The organism is Pantoea sp. 22096, from assembly GCF_052045955.1.
Taxonomy (GTDB): Bacteria; Pseudomonadota; Gammaproteobacteria; order Enterobacterales; family Enterobacteriaceae; genus Pantoea; species Pantoea alfalfae.
This window is the reverse complement of record NZ_JBQEPW010000005.1, coordinates 195,309-214,215: the sequence shown is the minus strand read 5'-3', so window position 1 is coordinate 214,215 and position 18,907 is coordinate 195,309. Positions and strand designations below refer to the sequence as shown.

At 58.8% G+C, this 18,907-nt stretch carries 16 protein-coding genes and 1 other annotated feature; of the genes, 6 read left to right on the top strand and 10 right to left on the bottom strand.

What is annotated here, in order from left to right:
* Position 1: 1 nt before the first annotated feature.
* The 7 genes from urtD to atzF all read right to left on the bottom strand — a co-directional run bounded on the left by urtD (position 2) and on the right by atzF (position 10,951).
* Positions 2-793 (bottom strand): urea ABC transporter ATP-binding protein UrtD, encoded by a 792-nt coding sequence (urtD, locus tag ACTJKZ_RS17040; protein WP_161731728.1) that lies wholly within the window; start codon positions 791-793, stop codon positions 2-4.
* Positions 790-1,863 (bottom strand): urea ABC transporter permease subunit UrtC, encoded by a 1,074-nt coding sequence (gene urtC / locus ACTJKZ_RS17035; protein WP_161731726.1) that lies wholly within the window; start codon positions 1,861-1,863, stop codon positions 790-792. Before urtC ends, urtD begins: the two co-directional genes overlap by 4 nt.
* Positions 1,863-3,428, bottom strand: coding sequence for an urea ABC transporter permease subunit UrtB (gene urtB / locus ACTJKZ_RS17030; protein ID WP_222924592.1), 1,566 nt, complete (start codon positions 3,426-3,428; stop codon positions 1,863-1,865). Before urtB ends, urtC begins: the two co-directional genes overlap by 1 nt.
* 99 nt (positions 3,429-3,527) lie before the next feature.
* Positions 3,528-4,796, bottom strand: a complete 1,269-nt coding sequence (gene urtA, locus ACTJKZ_RS17025; RefSeq protein WP_161731743.1) for an urea ABC transporter substrate-binding protein — start codon at positions 4,794-4,796, stop codon at positions 3,528-3,530.
* 27 nt (positions 4,797-4,823) lie between these two features.
* Positions 4,824-5,525, bottom strand: coding sequence for a GntR family transcriptional regulator (locus tag ACTJKZ_RS17020; RefSeq protein ID WP_440829864.1), 702 nt, complete (start codon positions 5,523-5,525; stop codon positions 4,824-4,826).
* 9 nt (positions 5,526-5,534) lie between these two features.
* Entirely contained in the window at positions 5,535-9,152 is a 3,618-nt protein-coding gene (gene uca, locus ACTJKZ_RS17015; RefSeq protein ID WP_285086496.1) for an urea carboxylase, read from the bottom strand.
* A gap of 2 nt (positions 9,153-9,154) precedes the next feature.
* Complete coding sequence (atzF, locus tag ACTJKZ_RS17010) at positions 9,155-10,951, bottom strand: allophanate hydrolase (protein ID WP_440829863.1); 1,797 nt, start codon at positions 10,949-10,951, stop codon at positions 9,155-9,157.
* A gap of 271 nt (positions 10,952-11,222) precedes the next feature.
* Here atzF and sltY point away from each other — a divergent pair, with 271 nt between their 5' ends.
* Both sltY and trpR read left to right on the top strand, forming a co-directional pair.
* Positions 11,223-13,142: a murein transglycosylase gene (sltY, locus tag ACTJKZ_RS17005; RefSeq protein ID WP_260059142.1), complete on the top strand. Its 1,920-nt coding sequence runs from the start codon at positions 11,223-11,225 to the stop codon at positions 13,140-13,142.
* A gap of 45 nt (positions 13,143-13,187) precedes the next feature.
* The gene (gene trpR, locus ACTJKZ_RS17000) at positions 13,188-13,508 is read left to right on the top strand and encodes a trp operon repressor (RefSeq protein WP_222924588.1); all 321 of its coding nucleotides are present in this window, start codon (positions 13,188-13,190) and stop codon (positions 13,506-13,508) included.
* Here trpR and yjjX read toward each other — a convergent pair whose 3' ends face one another.
* The gene (gene yjjX, locus ACTJKZ_RS16995; protein WP_161731712.1) at positions 13,509-14,027 is read right to left on the bottom strand and encodes an inosine/xanthosine triphosphatase; all 519 of its coding nucleotides are present in this window, start codon (positions 14,025-14,027) and stop codon (positions 13,509-13,511) included. It abuts the gene before it with no gap.
* Positions 14,028-14,231: 204 nt separating this feature from the next.
* Here yjjX and gpmB point away from each other — a divergent pair, with 204 nt between their 5' ends.
* The gene (gpmB, locus tag ACTJKZ_RS16990) at positions 14,232-14,879 is read left to right on the top strand and encodes a 2,3-diphosphoglycerate-dependent phosphoglycerate mutase GpmB (RefSeq protein ID WP_161731710.1); all 648 of its coding nucleotides are present in this window, start codon (positions 14,232-14,234) and stop codon (positions 14,877-14,879) included.
* Between the two features lie 39 nt (positions 14,880-14,918).
* On the opposite strand, the gene robA is transcribed toward gpmB, so the two are convergent.
* Positions 14,919-15,800 carry an MDR efflux pump AcrAB transcriptional activator RobA gene (gene robA / locus ACTJKZ_RS16985; protein ID WP_161731708.1) on the bottom strand — a complete coding sequence of 294 codons (882 nt, stop codon included), beginning with the start codon at positions 15,798-15,800 and terminating at the stop codon, positions 14,919-14,921.
* A 194-nt stretch (positions 15,801-15,994) separates the two neighbouring features.
* Here robA and creA point away from each other — a divergent pair, with 194 nt between their 5' ends.
* On the top strand, positions 15,995-16,468 hold the full coding sequence (creA, locus tag ACTJKZ_RS16980; RefSeq protein ID WP_161731706.1) for a protein CreA: 474 nt from the start codon (positions 15,995-15,997) through the stop codon (positions 16,466-16,468).
* Positions 16,469-16,539: 71 nt separating this feature from the next.
* On the opposite strand, the gene arcA is transcribed toward creA, so the two are convergent.
* Positions 16,540-17,256, bottom strand: coding sequence for a two-component system response regulator ArcA (gene arcA, locus ACTJKZ_RS16975; protein ID WP_010253677.1), 717 nt, complete (start codon positions 17,254-17,256; stop codon positions 16,540-16,542).
* Positions 17,257-17,865: 609 nt separating this feature from the next.
* Between arcA and ACTJKZ_RS16970 the strand changes: the two genes are divergently transcribed.
* Positions 17,866-18,570 carry a tRNA/rRNA methyltransferase gene (locus ACTJKZ_RS16970; RefSeq protein ID WP_161731704.1) on the top strand — a complete coding sequence of 235 codons (705 nt, stop codon included), beginning with the start codon at positions 17,866-17,868 and terminating at the stop codon, positions 18,568-18,570.
* A gap of 188 nt (positions 18,571-18,758) precedes the next feature.
* Positions 18,759-18,827, top strand: coding sequence for a thr operon leader peptide (thrL, locus tag ACTJKZ_RS16965; protein ID WP_071822204.1), 69 nt, complete (start codon positions 18,759-18,761; stop codon positions 18,825-18,827).
* Positions 18,766-18,884 (top strand) — a sequence feature (Thr leader region). Its footprint overlaps the gene before it by 62 nt.
* Positions 18,885-18,907 lie beyond the last annotated feature (23 nt).

Below are 18,907 nucleotides of genomic sequence, written 5' to 3'. Positions count from 1 at the left end.
TTCAGCGCCCCAGATAAACGTCGATAACCTGCTCGTTGGACTGCACGTCGCGCAGCGAACCCTCGGCCAGCACCTGTCCCTGATGCAGCACGGTGACATGGTCGGCGATAGTCTCGACAAAGCCCATGTCATGCTCCACCACCATCAGCGAATGCTTGCCCGCCAGGCTGCGGAACAGCTCGGCGGTGTAGGCCGTTTCGGCATCGGTCATACCCGCGGCCGGTTCATCCAGCAGCAGCAGATGCGGCTCCTGCACCAGCAGCATGCCGATCTCCAGAAACTGCTTCTGGCCGTGTGACAGCAGGCCCGCGCGACGCTGGCGTTCGCCGCCCAGCCGCAGCAGTTTCAGCACCTCATCAATGCGGTCACGCTGTTCGCCGCTGAGGCGGGCGCGCAGGCTGGCCCAGACCGATTTGTCGTCTTTGAGCGCGATCTCCAGATTCTCGAACACGGTTAACGCCTCAAACACCGTGGGTTTCTGGAACTTACGGCCGATACCGGCGCGGGCGATCTCCACCGGTGAAAGGCGGGTCAGATCGCTATCCTGGTCGTAGATCACCCGGCCAGCGTCAGGACGTGTTTTGCCGGTAATCACATCCATCAGCGTGGTTTTGCCCGCACCGTTAGGGCCGATCACGCAGCGCAGTTCACCGACGCCGATCTGTAGCGACAGATCGGTCAGCGCCCGGAAGCCGTCAAACGACACGCTGATTTTCTCCAGTTGCAGCACCGGATCGCGCTGCGCCCGATGGCGATCCGCCAGTTGAGTCTGGGTAAACAGGACATCACTCATTTTTTCCTCCGACGCAGCAGGCCAATCACGCCGTGCGGCAGAAACAGCGTGACCAGGATAAACATCAGTCCCAGGAAGAAGAGCCAGTATTCAGGGAAGGCGACGGTGAAGAAGCTGCGCGCGCCGTTCACAATCGCCGCGCCCAGCAGTGGGCCTATCAGCGTGCCGCGTCCGCCCAGCGCCACCCAGATTGCCGCTTCTATCGAGTTGGCCGGTGACATCTCACCCGGATTGATAATGCCGACCTGCGGCACATAGAGCGCCCCGGCCAGGCCGCACAGCACGGCGGAGAGCGTCCAGACAAACAGCTTGAAGCCGCGCGGGTCGTAACCACAGAACATCAGACGGTTTTCGGCATCGCGTACTGCGGTCAGCACCCGGCCAAACTTGCTGCGCGCCAGGGCAAAGCCGATCCCCAGGCTCAGCAGCAGCAGCAACACGGTGGCGATAAACAGCCCGATGCGGGTGCCGGTCGCCGTCACCGAAAAGCCGAGCAGGGTGGTAAAGCCGGTAAAGCCGTTGTTGCCGCCAAAACCGGTTTCGTTGCGGAAGAACAGCAGCATTCCGGCGTAGGTCAGCGCCTGGGTCATGATGGAGAAGTAGACGCCTTTGATCTTCGAGCGAAAGGCGAAGAAGCCAAACACCAGCGCCAGCAGGCCCGGCACCAGCATGCTCAGACAGAGCGCCCAGACGAAATAGTCGGTGCCGGTCCAGAACCAGGGAAGTTCACGCCAGGAGAGAAAGGACATGAAGGCGGGCAAACCCTCACCGGCAGCCTGGCGCATCAGGTACATGCCCATGGCATATCCGCCCAGGGCAAAGAACAGGCCGTGACCCAGCGACAACAGTCCGGCGTAGCCCCACACCAGATCCAGCGCCACCGCGATCACCGCATAGCAGAGGATTTTGCCGACCAGCGTCAGGGTATAGGTGGAGATCGCCAGCGGATGCGTGGCGGGCAGCAGCGCCAGAAATGGCATCACCAGTAATGCCAGAGTGATCGCCACGCCGATGCCGATCGTCAGGCGCGGCGCGGTGCGCGCCACGCGAAGCGTGATGGGTTGCGTCATCAGTCAGTCACCCTTCCTTTAACCGCAAACAGCCCCTGCGGGCGTTTCTGAATAAACAGCACGATAATCACCAGAATCAGGATCTTGCCCAGCACCGCGCCAATCTGCGGCTCCAGCACTTTGTTCAGAATCCCCAGGCTGAACGCGGCAACCACGGTGCCCGCTAACTGGCCGACGCCACCCAGCACCACCACCAGGAACGAGTCGATGATGTAGCCCTGACCCAGCTCCGGCCCGACGTTTCCGAGCTGTGACAGCGCCACGCCGCCCAGCCCGGCAATGCCCGAACCGAGGCCAAATGCCAGCATATCGACGCGGCCGGTCGGCACGCCGCAGCACTCCGCCATGGCGCGGTTCTGGGTCACGGCGCGCACGTTCATGCCAAGGCGGGTCCGGTTCAGCAGCAGCCAGGTCAGCGCCAGTACAAACACCACAAACAGGATTACCGCGATGCGGTTCCACGGCAGCACCAGATTAGGCAGCAGCTGTAAGCCGCCGGAGAGCCACGACGGGTTCGCCACCTCCAGGTTCTGCGCCCCGAACAGCACCCGCACCAGCTGGATCAGCATCAGGCTGATCCCCCAGGTAGCAAGCAGCGTCTCCAGCGGACGGCCATAGAGATGGCGAATGATGGTGCGCTCCAGTGCCATACCGATAGCGGCAGTGACCATAAAGGCGACCGGCAGCGCCAGCAGCGGATACCAGGCTAAATAGTCCGGTGCAAACTGCTGGAACAGGCTCTGAACCCACCAGGTGGCGTACGCGCCGAGCATCAGCATTTCACCGTGCGCCATGTTGATCACCCCCAGCAGGCCATAGGTGATCGCCAGGCCCAGCGCGGCCAGCAGCAGGATGGAGCCCAGTGACAGGCCGCTAAACGCCTGCCCCAGCAGATCACCCCACATCAGCCGTTTCTGAATCTGTTGCAGGCTTTCCGCCGCGGCTGCCCGCACCGTGGCGTCCGGCTCATTCGCGGGCTGAGTCAGGCGTTGCAGACTGGCCTGCGTGTTAGGATCGCTGGATTCGCCCAGCAGTTTTACCGCCCGCAGGCGCACCATCGGCTCGTCATCCGCCAGTTGCAGGTTCGCCAGCGCCAGCGCTAATGCGGCATGCACCCGGCTGTCCTGTTCGGCGGCCAGGCGCTGTTCCAGCAGCGGCAACTGGTCAGCGGCACCCCCATTCTGCAACTGCTGCGCTGCGCGCAGGCGCAGTGCCGCATCGCTGCTCACCAGCTGGTGGGCGGCCAGCGCATTGTTAACCAGCACGCGCAGGCGATTGTTCATAAACAGCTTTTTCAGGTTTCCTGTGGGCTGCGCCACCGCATCCAGCGGCTGCAGCGTGGATCCCTGCTGGCTGAACGGCTGTTTATTCTGGTCGATGACCACCGTTTCGGCATGCAGCGCTTCCAGCAGCGGCAGGCGATGACTGTCCGGTGCGGTGGCCCACTGTTGCAGCAGCGTGGCCTGCTGGCTGCGGCTGGCGGCGGCAAAGTCAGCCGCCGGTCCGGCACTCGCAAACAGCGGGAGCAGCAGCAGCAGGCTGAAAAAGCAGCGACATAGATTCATAAAAGGAGCCTCGTTTGGGAAGGTCAGCACGGCAGCCTGTTGAGTGCTGCCGTGCTGCCGCGTCACAGCGGGTGACGCTTTCTCATCAGCAACGCGCGCTTACTGCGCGGTCTTCACCGGGTGATCGGGCTTCTTGTCGTTACCGGCAATGTACGGGCTCCACGGCTGTGCGCGCACCGGCTTATCGGTCTGCCACACCACGCTGAACTGACCGTTCTCTTCTACTTCGCCAATCATGACCGGCTTATGCAGATGATGGTTGGTCTGATCCATGGTCAGGGTAAAGCCATCCGGCGCGTTGAAGGTCTGACCGGCCATCGCCGCGCGTACTTTGTCCACATCCGTCGTGCCCGCTTTTTCCACCGCCTGCGCCCACATATGGATGCCAACATAAGTTGCTTCCATCGGGTCGTTGGTGACGACGGTAGCCGCATTCGGCAGGTTGTGTGCTTTGGCGTAGGCGCGGTAATCGGCGACGAACTTCGCGTTGGTCGGATTATCGATCGACTCGAAATAGTTCCAGGCCGCTAACTGACCCACCAGCGGTTTGGTGTCGATGCCGCGCAGCTCCTCTTCGCCCACCGAAAAGGCGACCACTGGAATGTCAGTAGCTTTGATGCCCTGGTTCGCCAGCTCTTTGTAGAACGGTACGTTGGAGTCGCCGTTGATGGTCGAGACCACCGCCGTTTTACCGCCTGCCGCGAACTTTTTGATGTTGGACACGATGGTCTGGTAGTCGCTGTAACCAAACGGCGTGTAGACCTCTTCGATATCTTTGTCGGCCACGCCTTTGCTGTGCAGGAAGGCGCGCAGGATTTTGTTGGTGGTGCGCGGATAGACGTAGTCGGTACCCAGCAGGAAAAAGCGTTTCGCGCTGCCGCCATCTTCGCTCATCAGGTACTCCACCGCCGGAATCGCCTGCTGGTTAGGCGCCGCGCCGGTGTAGAAGACGTTGGGTGACATCTCTTCCCCTTCATACTGCACCGGATAGAACAGCAGGCCGTTCAGCTCTTCAAACACCGGCAGTACCGATTTGCGTGACACTGAAGTCCAGCAGCCAAACACCACTGCCGCTTTATCCTGAGTGAGCAGCTGCCGCGCTTTCTCGGCAAATAACGGCCAGTTAGAGGCGGGATCGACCACCACCGGCTCCAGCTTTTTCCCCAGCACGCCGCCTTTTGCGTTGATCTCATCAATGGTCATCAGCGCCACATCTTTCAGTGGCGTTTCAGAAATCGCCATGGTGCCGGAGAGCGAATGCATGATACCCACTTTGATGGTGTCAGCCGCCTGCGCACTCCAGGCGAACCCCATGCTGATAACGGTAGCGGAGAGGGCGAAAGCCTTGATCAACGAACGTCTTTTCATCATTTAAACCCCTGGGTGGTTGTTATGTTATTCGGTAAGCTGGAGCCGGGCCTGCTGGAGGCGGTGCAGGGTGATCTTCCTGACCTCCGCCTTACTGACGGCGATGTGATCGGTCAGGATGCGTTGTGCCTCGATGGTCTGCTGCTGAAAGATCGCCTGTAAAATCTGCGCATGTTCCTGATAAGTGGCACAGACGCGGTCATCACGGGTGAAGTCGAGCCGACGGATAATGCGGATCTTCTCCGTGAGTTCGGCGTGAATGCGTGCCATCTCCGGGTTACCCGCTGCCGCGACCAGCGTCATGTGAAACGCCTCGTCATGCTGCGACACCACCAGGCCCTCGGTGAGCGCCTCTGCCTCACACCAGAACTGATTCAGTTCGCTTAACAGCGCGCCAGACTGCGGCGCAGGCAGGGCGCAGAGGCGTTTTACCGCCTCGCACTCCAGCACCGTGCGCAGGTCATACAGCGATTCGAACCAGGCGAAATCGAAATTTTTAATCTGCCAGCCGTTGCGGAACCACACTTCGACAAAGCCTTCGCGCTCCAGCCGGAACAGCGCCTGGCGCACCGGCGTGCGGCTGACCGCCATCCGTCCGGCGATTTCGCTTTCGCTGAAACGATCGCCCGGCATCAGGCGAAAGGCGAAAATATCGGCCTTCAGCGCCTGATAGACCCGTTCGGCCAGCGCTTCCGGGCGCGCTTTAGGGGATTGAGGTTGGGTTGTCATCGGCGCTCCTTATTCCAGCCACAGCAGGGTGTCGCCAGGACTGACCGGACGGCCCGCCTGACAGGCAATCCGCGTTACCCGACCGGCCTGCGGGGCGACAATCGCCAGCTCCATCTTCATCGCCTCGACGATAATCAGCGTCTGCCCGGCGCTGACTGCGTCGCCCGGCTGCACCAGCACTTTCCAGATGTTGCCATTGAGGTCCGCCTGCACCGGCAGCCCGTTCTCCTCCTCTTCGATGACGCTGGCAGGCGTGTCATCCGCCTGCGTTGCGTTCTGCTCTTCCTGCGCCCAGAGCTGCACTTCCTGTTCAAAGGCGGTGGCCTGGCGCTGGCGAAACGCGGCAATCTCTGCGGCGTGGTCGGCGAGGAACTGTTGGTGGGCGGCAAAATCAAACTGCGTCTCTTCAATACGCAGGCTGGCACGACCTTCCCGGAAATCTTCGCGCAGCTGGTTCAGTTCGGTTTCACTTACCGGATAGAAGCGCACCTGATCGAAGAAGCGCAGCAGCCACGGCGCATCAGGCGTGAACTGCGGGTTTTTCAGGAAGGTGTTCCAGATAGGCAGCGTGCGGCCCACCAGCTGATAGCCGCCGGGCGAATCCATGCCGTAGATACACATATACATGCCGCCAATCCCGACGGTGCCTTCGGCGGTGAAGGTGCGCGCCGGACTGTATTTGGAACTCAGCAGGCGATGGCGCGGATCGATCGGCACGGCACAGGGTGCGCCAAGATAGACGTCGCCCAGCCCCAGCACCAGATAGCTGGCGTCGAACAGGGTGTCGCGTACCTCATCGCGGCTGCTTAAACCGTTAATGCGCTGGATAAAATCGACGTTGTTGGGCAGCCAGGGCGCGCTGGCACGCACCGTCTCCTGATAGCGGCTGACCGCACCCAGCGTGGCGCTGTCTTCAAATGCCATCGGCATCCACACCACGCGGGAGGGCACTTTCAGCGTGCTGACGTCGCCCAGCGTCGCTTCCAGCGCCAGCAGCAGTGACATCAGCCGGGACTGGCTAATGATGCGGCTGTCGTAACGCACCTGCAGCGAACGCACGCCAGGCGACAGCTCCCCGACACCCGTCTCCGCCTGCGCCGTTAGCGCATTCATCAGCAGATGGACGCGCAGGCGCAGCGCCAGGTCCAGCACGTTGTCACCATACTCAATCAGCACATATTTATCGCCCGCCTGGCGATAGACCACTTTTGGCGTGCTGTTGGTAGCCTCAATGGCGGCCAGAATCGTGGCGGAGCCGTGAGCGGTTTCGGCCAGCGACGGCACGGCAAAGGTTGGTGGATGTTCCGGTCGCAGGGTGTCGACCAGGTGCATCTGTGCTTTTTCCCGCGCCAGCGCATCGTCTGCCGTAATGGGATGGAAGCGGATGGTGTCGCCAGGTTTGACCTGACCCACTTTCCACAGCTCGGCTTTGGCGATAGTTACCGGACAGACAAAGCCGCCCAGGCTCGGGCCATCGTGCGTCAGGATCACCGGGAAGTCGCCGGTGAAATTGACCGCGCCGATGGCATATTCACAGTCGTGAACGTTGGAGGGGTGCAGGCCCGCTTCGCCGCCGTTGGCGCGGGTCCAGGTCGGTTTCGGGCCAACCAGCCGCACGCCGAGGCGGTTGGAGTTGTAGTGCACCTGCCAGTCGCTGGCAAAGAACTCGTCGATGGCAGCCTGGGTGAAGAAGTCTGGTGCGCCGTGCGGGCCGTAGAGCACGCCGATGCGCCATTCACTGCCGTAGTGCGGAATCAGTGCGGTATCGAGTGGCTGCGGATCGCTGACTGGCGCAGGCGTGGTGCAGGCTGCCCGTTCAGGCTGTGAGATCGCCAGCATATCGGCCACGCGCAGGGTACGTCCGGCGTGACCGCCAAACTGTCCCAGTGAAAAGGTGCTGCGGCTGCCCAGATATTCCGGCACGTCGAAGCCGTTACGCACCGCCAGATAGCTGCGGCAGCCGGTCCGCGCGCGTCCCAGCGCCAGAGTCTGTCCCGCTTTCACGGCCAGCGGCTGCCAGGTGCTGACCGGTTCTCCATCAAGCCGGGCGTTGCAGTCCGCGCCGGTCAGCGCCAGAATGGCATCGCAGTGGAAACGCAGCGTCGGTCCCTGCAGAGTAAATTCCAGGCCTGCGGCTGATTCATGGTTACCGACGATGCGGTTCGCCAACCGGAACGCGAGGTCATCCATCGGGCCGGAAGGCGGCACACCAATATCCCAGTAGCCGAGGCGACCAGGGTAGTCCTGAACCGAACTGAAGGTGCCGGGCTGCAGCACTTCCACTACGGAGGAGGCAGGGACGACGCTGTCGAGGTAGCGCGTCCAGACGTTGCCACTGCGAAAAGCGTCGCTGGTGGTGATCTGGCGCAGATAGTCGAGGTTGGTGGCGATGCCATGCAGCTGCGTGGCATCCAGCGCCTGGTGTAGTTTTTCCAGCGCCGCATCGCGGGTGCTGGCATGCACAATCAGCTTGGCGATCATTGGATCGTAGAAGCTGGAGACCTCGCTACCGGTTTCGATGCCGCTGTCGACCCGCACGCCGTCAGGGAAGGTAACGCCGGTGAGCAGGCCGGGGCTGGGCTGAAAGTTCTTCAGCGGATCTTCCGCGTAGAGCCGCACCTCAATGGCCGCGCCCTTTGGAGGCCGCTGCAGACGTGCCCAGTCCACCGCATCGCCCGCCGCCACCTGCAACATGCATTCGACCAGATCGAGTCCGGTGACGCATTCTGTGACCGGATGTTCCACCTGCAGACGGGTGTTCACTTCCAGAAAGTAAAAGGTCTGCTGGTCGACGTCGTAGATATACTCCACGGTACCTGCGCTGCGGTAGTTAACCCGCTCGCCGAGCCGAACCGCCGAGGCGAGCAGGGCGTCACGCGTCGCCTGCGATAAACCGGGTGCCGGCGTCTCTTCCACCACCTTCTGATTGCGGCGCTGCAGTGAGCAGTCGCGTTCGCCCAGTGCCACCACGGTGCCGGTGCCATCACCAAAAATCTGCACTTCAACGTGGCGGGCGCGATCGATACAGCGCTCCAGAAAAACGCCGGCATCACTGAAGAACTGTTCGCCCAGACGGCGCACGCTCTCCCAGGCGCTGGCGAGCGCATCGGCATCGGCGCAGCGCGTCAGGCCAATGCCGCCGCCGCCCGCCGTGCTTTTCAGCATCACCGGATAGCCTATTTCATCGGCGGCCTGTAACGCCGCCTCCAGCGAGGCGAGCAGCGGTGTACCTGGTGTCATCGGGACACCCGCGCTGGCTGCCAGCTCACGGGCGCGGTGCTTCAGGCCGAACTCACCAATCTGCTGCGCGGTAGGGCCGACAAAGGCGATGCCCGCCGCGTCGCAGGCGTCAGCAAACGGCTGGCTTTCAGAAAGAAAACCGTAGCCTGGCCAGATCGCCTGCGCGCCGCTCTGCTGCGCCGCCGCCAGGATTTTGTCGATACGAAGATAGCTGTCGCTGGCTTTGTCGCCGCCCAGCGCGATAGCGATATCGGCCTGCTTAACGTGCTGCGCGTTGCGGTCAGCGTCGGAGTAGACTGCGACGCTTGTCACCCCGAGGCGCTTCAGAGTGCGGATGGCGCGGCAGGCAATTTCGCCGCGGTTGGCAATCAGTACGGTGGTGAACATGCTCAGTGACTCCCCTGTGATGCCAGCCAGTTGCGCCAGCCGCCTGTTTCAGTAATCTCCAGCGCGGTCTTCAGCGCCGAGCCTTCGCAGATAAAGCCTTTCACCACCCGGCCATCAGCCAGCGTCAGGCTGCCGATACCCAGCGGGGCGGGGATCTCCGCCACAAACTCGCCAAAACGCGCGACCGGGATATCCCACAGTTCAACGGTGATCGCAGCGCCCTGTTCATCACGCATCAGGCCGGGCTTTTTGATCGCGCCCTCCAGCAGGGCGAAGAGGCGATAGTGTGGCGCGGTCTGCGTCTCTTCGACCCAGACGGCCTTGCGTTCAGTGAGCTGGAAATTAAGTGGCATGCCGGTCAGATGCGCGCCCACGACCGCCAGCCGGACGTGGTCGGGTGAAGCGGGCAGCGAAGTGCGCCGGGTCGGAAAGGGCTGGCCGGTCGCGCCCAGCGGCAGCGCGAGCTGCTGCTGCCAGCGAAGACCAAATTCCGCCAGCGCCCGATCGTGCCAGGCTGGCGCAATCAGTGTGATGCCAGCCGGGAGATCGTCGTTGCGGAACGGGCCGGGCAGCGCCAGCGCTGAGAGGTCGGCAAGATTGGTGAAGTTGGTATAGGTGCCGAAATGTGAGTTGTAGAGAATCGGCTCCTGCTTCATCTCCTCCAGGGTGTGGATGGTGGGCGAGGTCGGCACGACCAGCGCATCAAACTGTGCCAGCGTCTGGTGTATCTGGCGCGTCAGCTCCGCCCGCAGATACTCCGCCTTATAAGCATCGACCGCGCTGTATTTCAGGCCGCTGGCGACGATCTCATTCACCACCGGGTCCATCTCCGCCGGATGATCGAGCATCCCGCCCACCGCCGCCGTGCGTTCGGCGACCCAGGCGCCGTAATAGAGCTGTTCAGCCAGCTTGCTGAACGGGGTGAAGTCGATAGGGTGCAGCGTTGCGCCGCCCGTCTGTAATGCCTCCAGCGCCTGATCCCAGGCTGCTTCGGCCGCAGCATCATCAAAAAATTCCGGGTTCAAAGGTACAGCAAAATGGGGATGAACCGGCAGGCTGGCCGGGGCGGTGCGCGGATTCACACGCGAATAGGCGTCACCGGCATCATAACCTCCCATGACGCTGGCGACGCTAAACGCATCTTCTGCCGTCAGCGCAAACACCGAAAGGGTGTCGTTGAGGCGACAGGCGGGCACCACGCCGCGCGCAGAGAACCAGCCTTTGGTCGGCTTGAGGCCGACTATATTGTTAAAGCCTGCCGGCACACGGCCCGAACCGGCGGTATCGGTGCCCAGCGAAAAAGCGACCAGCCCGCGCGCCAGCACGGATGCCGAGCCGGAGCTGGAGCCGCCACTGACATAATCAGCATCAAAGGTGTTACTGACCGCACCATAAGGCGAGCGGATTCCCACCAGACCGGTCGCGAACTGATCGAGGTTGGTTTTGCCGATGACGACGGCGCCAGCGGCTTTCAGCCGGGCGACGGCGACCGCGTCTTCGCTGGCGGTATAGGTAAAGGCAGGGCAGGCAGCGCTGGTGGGCCAGCCCGCCACATCAATATTGTCTTTGACCGCAAAGGGCACACCAAACAGCGGCAGCGAGCCGGGATCGCGCTGATAGTCCGCCAGCAGTGGCGCAATCTGTGCCGCTAACTGATCCGGGGTCGCGAGATAGATCCAGGCATTATCACGGGTATCCATCGCTGCCAGGTGTGCGCTCAGCAGTGAGGTTATCTGTTGCGGAGCCTGCTGATAGCGCTGCTGCCAGGCGGCAAGTGTCAGGCCGAGGGTTGAAGTCATAGGAAGAATTCCAGCTGGTATACAAGATGGGATTCAACAGAGCAAAGGATGTGCCACTTTTTTAAGACGATGATTCAACAGTTTAATGCATTCAGTGATAAGATTTTCTGATGATAATTTGCACAATGACGGCGCGCACGCTGAGCGATGACGGTGCGTTTAATGTCCGTATGCGTAAATTTTGCGAAGAACATGGCAAGAGTCCGGTGGCCCGGTTAGCATGAAAGACTGTCTGGCAACTCGCCGGCGCCCAGCAACAGAGGAGATTTACGTGGTGAAGTGGCGTAACTGGATGATAGGGATCTGCCTGGTCGGTTCGGCCAGCAGCGCATGGGCCGATTCGCTGGATCAACAACGGCAACGTTATCAACAAATTAAACAGGCCTGGGACAGTAACCAGATGGCGACTGTGGATCAGCTGTTGCCGACGCTCCAGGATTATCCGCTCTACCCTTATCTGCAATATCGCCTGCTGGCACAGGATCTCGATCAGGAAACCGCCCTGGCCGTGCAGAACTTTATTCGCCAGTATCCGACGCTGCCACCCGCACGCTCGCTCAGTACCCGCTTTATCAATGTGCTGGCCTGGCGTCAGGACTGGCAGGGCGTGCTGAACTTCAGTCCGACCGAACCCAAGCCGGTGCAGGCACGATGTAACTGGTATTACGCCAAGTGGGCCACCGGTCAGCAGCAGGCCGCGTTTGATGGCGCAAAGCAGATCTGGCTGCGTGGCACAGCCCTGCCCGCCGACTGCGATAAGCTCTTCTCGGTATGGCAGGCTTCCGGTCAGGTTTCGCCTATTACCATCCTGGAACGTATCCGGCTGGCGATGAAAGCGGGCAACGACAGCCTGGTGAGTTATCTGGCGAAAACGTTACCTGCTGACTATCAGACCATGTCTGACGCGATACAGTCCCTGCAGCAGGATCCGTTAACGGTCAGCACGTTTGCCAGCGCCGTTGGGCCAACCGACTTCACCCGTCAGGCCACGATTTACGCCTTTACGCGCGTGGCGCGGCAGGACATGGAAAATGCCCGCAGCCTGATTCCGATACTGGTCCGGGCGCAGAAGATGGGGCCGGAAGATGAGCAGGCGCTGAAAGAGATTGTGGTCTGGCGCATGATGGGCAGCGATCTCACTTCTGAGCAGGCGCGCTGGCGCGATGCGGTGGTGATGAACAGTGAGTCAACCGCGCTGGTGGAACGCCGGGTGCGCCTGGCGCTTTCTCAGCATGACAGACGCGGTCTGAACACCTGGATCGCCCGTCTGCCGCTGGAGGCCAAAGAGAAAGATGAGTGGCAGTACTGGCAGGCTGACCTGCTATTTGAGAAAGATCGTAAAGAGGAAGCGGAAGAGATTCTGCGTAAGCTGATGCAGGCGCGTGGCTTCTATCCGATGGTGGCCGCCCAGCGGCTTGGCGTTGACTACCCGTTGCAGGTGGATGAAGCGCCGAAGCCTGACAGTGCCACTGTGCAGGGACCGGAGCTGGCCCGCGTGCGCGAACTGATGTACTGGGGGCTGGATAATCTGGCACGCAGCGAGTGGAGCAATCTGATTGCCAGCCGCACCCACACGCAGCAGCAGATGCTGGCGCGTTACGCCAATGAGCAGGACTGGTGGGATCTCAGCGTGCAGGCGACCATCACCGCAAAAATGTGGGACAGCCTGAAAGAGCGCTTCCCGCTGGCGTGGCAGAGCGTCTATGAGCGTAACACCGAGGTCAAACAGATCCCGCCGAGCTATGCGATGGCGATTTCGCGTCAGGAAAGCGCCTGGAACCCAAAAGCGCATTCGCCGGTCGGGGCGAGTGGTCTTATGCAAATTATGCCTGCCACCGCGGCGCACACCGTGAAGATGTATAACATTCCTGGCTACAGCAATACCAGCCAGCTGCTGGATCCGGAAACCAATATCCAGATCGGCACGCAGTATCTGGAATATGTCTATCAACAGTTTAACCAGAACCGGATCTTCGCCTCCGCCGCCTATAATGCCGGGCCGGGCCGGGTGCGAAGCTGGCAGAAAACCAGTGCAGGCAATCTCGACGCCGTCGCGTTTATTGAGACCATTCCGTTCTCTGAAACGCGCGGCTACGTGAAGAATGTGCTGGCGTATGACGCCTACTATCGTCACTTCATGGGCAAGCCTGACAAGATCCTGTCAGATGCTGAGTGGAATCGCCGTTACTAGCTGTGCTAAGCTTCCGTACTCTTTAGCGAGTACGGAAGCCTCTTCATGACCCATTCTGATTCCCCCTCTACCGATGCGCATTCGCCAGAAGATAGCTGGCAACGCTTTGTCGTGCTGATGCAGCAGGCCTTTGCCGATGGTCATGCATTGCCCCTGATGCAACTGATGATGACGCCTGATGAGCGGGAAGCATTCGGCACCCGACTGCGGATTATCGAAGAGTTGATGAACGGCGAAATGAGCCAGCGCGAGCTGAAAAATGAGCTCGGCGTCGGCATCGCAACTATTACCCGTGGCTCTAACAGCCTGAAAGAGGCGCCCCCAGAGCTGAAACGCTGGCTGGAAGCGCATCTGGGACGCACCTGATCACTGCTGGTAAAGCGGATGGACGAACGGGCAGAGTGCCAGAATCAGTGCCTGATGATAGACACTGGAGCGACTGAGCAGGCCGTTCGTGAACGCCCCGATAGCACCACCCTGGTGTTTGATATTGTCGATGCCGGTTAACCGCGCCATCTCGTCGCCCAGCTCACGGCCTTCACGCAGGCCTGCCAGCACGACTGGCGGCAGGGTAAAACTGGCCGAGCGCGATTCGCCGCGCTGCTTCTGGTTTTCCACGACCATCCAGGCAAATGCGGTGTCATCTTCGATGCCTGCCTCAATCGCTACCCAGAACGCCGCTTCAGGCCGGACCTGTCGGGCATTCATGACGCGCTGACGTGCGCCTGTTCGCGTTTCCAGATGGGTTAACGGTTGTGCTGCTACGCCGCTATCGACCTCGACCCCTTCAATATGGCAGGATCCCTCGCCGAAAACGTCGCTGAAAGCCTGAGCAATCGCGTGAATCTTCGCTGGGTTGGTTGTGGCTGCGACAACATGGTACATAATTGATTGAACCCTCAGGTGATTAAGAGCCTGGCCCATCAGGCGATTTTATGGGCTGGTCTGAACCTGGGCAGTGCCACGATCCTCGCGTACTCCGTGTACGCCGGATTATTCCGCACGCTCCGTGTCCAGACTGTCTGCAACAATGACGCCTGATGGGACAGGCTCTGAGACGATTTTTGTCGCAGTATAACGGAAACTAACATGCTACAGGTCTATCTTGTTCGTCACGGTGAAACGGTATGGAATGCGGAACGCCGCATTCAGGGGCAATCCGACAGTCCGCTGACGGAAAAAGGTGAGCAACAGGCTTATCAGGTGGGTGAGCGCGTCAAACATCTGGGCATCACGCACGTGATTGCCAGCGATCTGGGACGTACGCGCCGCACCGCGGAGATTATTGCGGACGCCTGCGGATGCGCAGTGACGCTGGATCCGCGGCTGCGTGAGTTGAATATGGGCGTACTGGAGAAGCGTCCGCTGGATGGTTTAACGGCGGAGGAAGAGCAGTGGCGCGCCACGCTGGTCAACGGCACCGAAGGCGGTCGCATTCCAGAAGGCGAGTCGATGACGGAGATGGCGACGCGCATGCACGCCGCGCTGAATGCCTGTCGCGAACTGCCTGTCGGAAGCCGTCCGCTGCTGGTCAGTCACGGTATGGCACTGGGATCGCTGGTCAGTACGATTCTCGGTCTGCCCGCGTATGCGGAACGTCGCCTGCGTCTGCGTAACTGTTCAATCTCACGTGTCGATTATCAGCAGAGTGCCTGGCTGGCAGAAGGGTGGATTGTGGAGACGGCGGGGGATATTTCCCATCTTGACGCGCCTGCGCTCGACGAGCTGCAACGCTGATGTCGTGAAAGCTGCCGTCCACAGACGGCAGCCCTGATCTTAGCTGGCGACAGTCTGACGGCGAATCGGAATCAGATATTCGCACCGAATCTCGGTCGGTGGCTCGCTAAGCTTTTTACCGCCATGAGTATAAAAGCGTTCGATGTCCTGTCCCTGACGACGGGTCAGTCCCAGCGTTGGCATGCAGGTGCCATAAAGCAGCAGGATAAATTCCTGCAGATTGACGCGCGGGCCGTTGTAGGTGAACTGCACGTAATCGCCCGCTTCCAGAATAACACTCTGGCCGGAGTGCAGGTTGACCGCGCTGTCAGCAGGCACCGCCGTGGTGTAGAGAATCTCCTGCTCATCATCTTTGTCCTGGCTGGCACGCACCTGATGCAGGCCATACAGCACCGGCGGAACCGTGTCCGTTTCCAGCAGGAACTGCTTCCAGAAGTGAATCCGCATCTCGTCGCGATAGCTGGAGATCTGCTCCAGAATACAGGTGTAGTTCTGGGTTTGTCCCACCAGTACCGTTTCCGGCAGGGTAACGAAAGCCGGTTCCGGCTGCGTCTCATCGTCCAGGCGAATCGGGGGACGAATACCGAATGAGTTCCAGTCGGAAGAGCGACGATACCAGGCCGGAGTCTGAGCAAACTGCTTTTTGAATGCGCGAGTAAAAGTTTGCTGTGAATCAAAACGATACTGCAGGGCGATGTCCAGAATCGGGCGACTGGTCAGCCGCAGCGCGACAGCAGCTTTCGACAGACGACGCGCACGGATATAGGCACCTATTGCGTGACCGGTTACGTCCTTGAACATCCTTTGTAAATGCCATTTAGAGTAACCGGCTTTCTGGGCAACATTGTCCAGTGAAAGGGGTTGATCCAGATGGCTCTCCAGCCAGACAAGCAAATCGCGAATGATACCGGCTTGGTCCATAAAACATCCTCATACTCTGGTGGTGCAGCTAAACGCATTCGAAGAATATTAGCACTCATTGCTCAAAAGACGTGGGCCGTTTTCCGGGGAAGGTTGTGCTAAATCAGTACGGGCTTAAACCCGTTTTAGTTTGGTCATTAATTCGTTTGACAGTACATTACATTCTCATCTATTCCATTTGCAATGGTAACTCCATGACAATAACGCGTCTTATGATCGCTGTGCTGACCACGCTGACCTTTTCCAGCCCGCTGCTTGCCGAACAGATTGGCTCTGTTGATACGGTATTCAAGATATTCGGGCCTGACCACAAAATCATTGTTGAAGCATTCGATGACCCGGACGTTAAAAATGTAACCTGTTATATCAGCCGGGCGAAGACCGGCGGTATTAAAGGCGGACTGGGGCTGGCAGAAGATACCTCTGATGCCGCGATTTCCTGTCAGCAGGTCGGTCCGGTCGAACTGAGTGATAAAATTGCGCAGGGCAAAGCGGAGGGAGAAGTGGTCTTCCGCCAGCGTACCTCTCTAATCTTCAAGAAGCTGCAGGTTGTACGCTTCTTCGACAAAAAGCGCAATGCTCTGGTCTATCTGACCTACTCCGATAAAGTGGTCGACGGTTCACCGAAAAATGCGCTCAGCGCCGTGCCGATTATGCCGTGGCACTGATTAACCTGCTGTATTGAGCGCAAAAAAAACGCCCGCAGGGGCGTTTATTGTTTATCGCATCTGACAGCTGCTTAATCCTGCAGATCACCACAGAAGCGATAACCTTCACCATGGATGGTGGCGATGATCTCAGGCGTGTCCGGCGTAGATTCGAAATGCTTGCGGATACGACGGATGGTGACATCAACGGTGCGATCGTGCGGCTTAAGGTCGCGGCCGGTCATTTTTTTCAGCAAATCGGCACGGGTCTGAATTTTGCCTGGATTTTCGCAGAAGTGCAGCATGGCGCGGAACTCACTGCGTGGCAATTTGTAGTGCTCGCCGTTCGGGTTGATCAGTGAGCGGCTGTTGATATCCAGCTCCCAACCGTTGAATTTGTAACTCTCTACCTGACGGCGCTCTTCGCCTGGCATCGCCAGGTTCATGGTGCGCGACAGCAGGTTGCGGGCACGAATAGTCAGCTCACGCGGGTTAAACGGTTTGGTGATGTAGTCGTCAGCGCCAATTTCCAGACCAAGAATTTTATCGACTTCGTTGTCACGGCCGGTCAGGAACATCAGAGCGACATTGGCCTGCTCACGCAGTTCACGGGCCAGTAGCAGGCCGTTTTTACCGGGCAGGTTGATGTCCATAATGACCAGGTTAACGTCATTGTCAGTCAGCACCTGATGCATTTCAGCGCCATCAGTCGCCTCGTACACCACATAACCTTCCGCCTCAAAAATGCTCTTGAGGGTATTACGCGTGACCAGTTCGTCTTCAACGATAAGAATGTGCGGGGTCTGCATGTTTAGCTACCTAAAATTTGCCAACAAATTGAAAACAGGGCGTACAGCGGTATGGCGTTCTCCATCATCGAGAGCGGCGGGCCGCGCTGAACCGTTGTACGAAATCATATTTTGATAAGCCATCTATCAACGTCAACAACAGTATTAGCTCAGCCAGTCAGGATGAAAATTGCATGCCCCGGGCGTTAATGATAATGGCGCATATCCTAACTGTATTAACAGCAACCTAACAGCACCAACTACAACCGATAAGCATAAAAACAACGCTTCGTTGACTTATATCAAATGCAATTGTAGCACGTTAACACTTTTGTGAAAAACTTCTCGCAGAATGCCTGTTTAGCTCACAAAAAGCATCATTTACGTTACATTTATCACGCCTGTGACCCAAAATGAAACCAGCGGGTAATCACATTCTATCTCTTTGAAGTTAAATAAATTAATAATGATTTCTTTAATAAGGCGGGTTTCGGGGATAAAAATATTCAGGGCATCACTTTTCACTGGTTTTAACATTGTTAACACCCGATTTTCTTGTCGCCTTCTGACAACTGGATCATTAACAGTCATGTTAATATGGCGTTATGTAAATGGACCAATGGAATAAATATGCTTTTTCCCCTGATTCTCGTCTCGCCCGCGCGGCCAGAAAATATCGGCGCTGCGGCGCGTGCCATGAAAACTATGGGGTTCAGCCAGCTGCGCATCGTTGCCAGCGACGCCTGGCAGGATCCGGCAGCGCGCCGGGTAGCCCATGGCGCAGGTGAGATCCTCGATAATGTTCAGGCCTTTACTACGCTTGCCGAGGCTTTAGCGGATATCGATTTTTCGGTCGCGACGACGGCGCGCAGCCGGGCAAAGTTCCGTTACTATGCCACACCCGAGCAGGTTGAAACGCAACTGCTGGAAAAGCGTCAGTGGGTCAACAGCATGGCGCTGGTGTTTGGCCGCGAAGATAGCGGGCTGACCAACGAGGAGCTGGAGCAGGTCGATCTGCTGACCGGCATCCCGATGGCAAATGATTATCCTTCACTGAATCTCGGTCAGGCAGTGATGGTTTACTGCTATCAGCTGTCGAAGCTGAATCAGGTTGAAGCGCCGGTCGCGTCCGCTGCCGACGGGCAGCAGCTGCAGGCGCTGCGTCAGCGTTTCCATCAGCTGCTGGCGCAACTCGATGTCAGTGATGATGAGAAGCTGTCAGACTGGATCGATCAGCGAGTGGGTTTGCTGGAACAGCGTGACAGCGCGATGCTGCATCGTCTGCTGCACGATATTGAAAAAAAACTCACAGATAAATCCTCGGCAAAAAGCTGATTTTACAGCAACAGATCGCAGGGAATTTCTGCATCGCAAACGATCGAACAGCGTTTTGCGATTTGACCGGAGGCTGTGCGCAGTGGTGGAAAACTGTCCGCCGGACAAATCGGGTTGACTTAATGTGCGCTTTGCTTTACTTCTGGAAGCAAGACGGACAGACAAAAACAGACAGAAAATAAATCTAAATGCGTAAAATCAGCCTGAACACCACAATTATTACCACCACCATTACCTCAGGTAACGGTGCGGGCTGACGCATACAGGAAAAACAGAAAACAAGCCCGCACCTAAACAGTGCGGGCTTTTTTTTCGGCTTAAATTCAGGAGAGTTAAT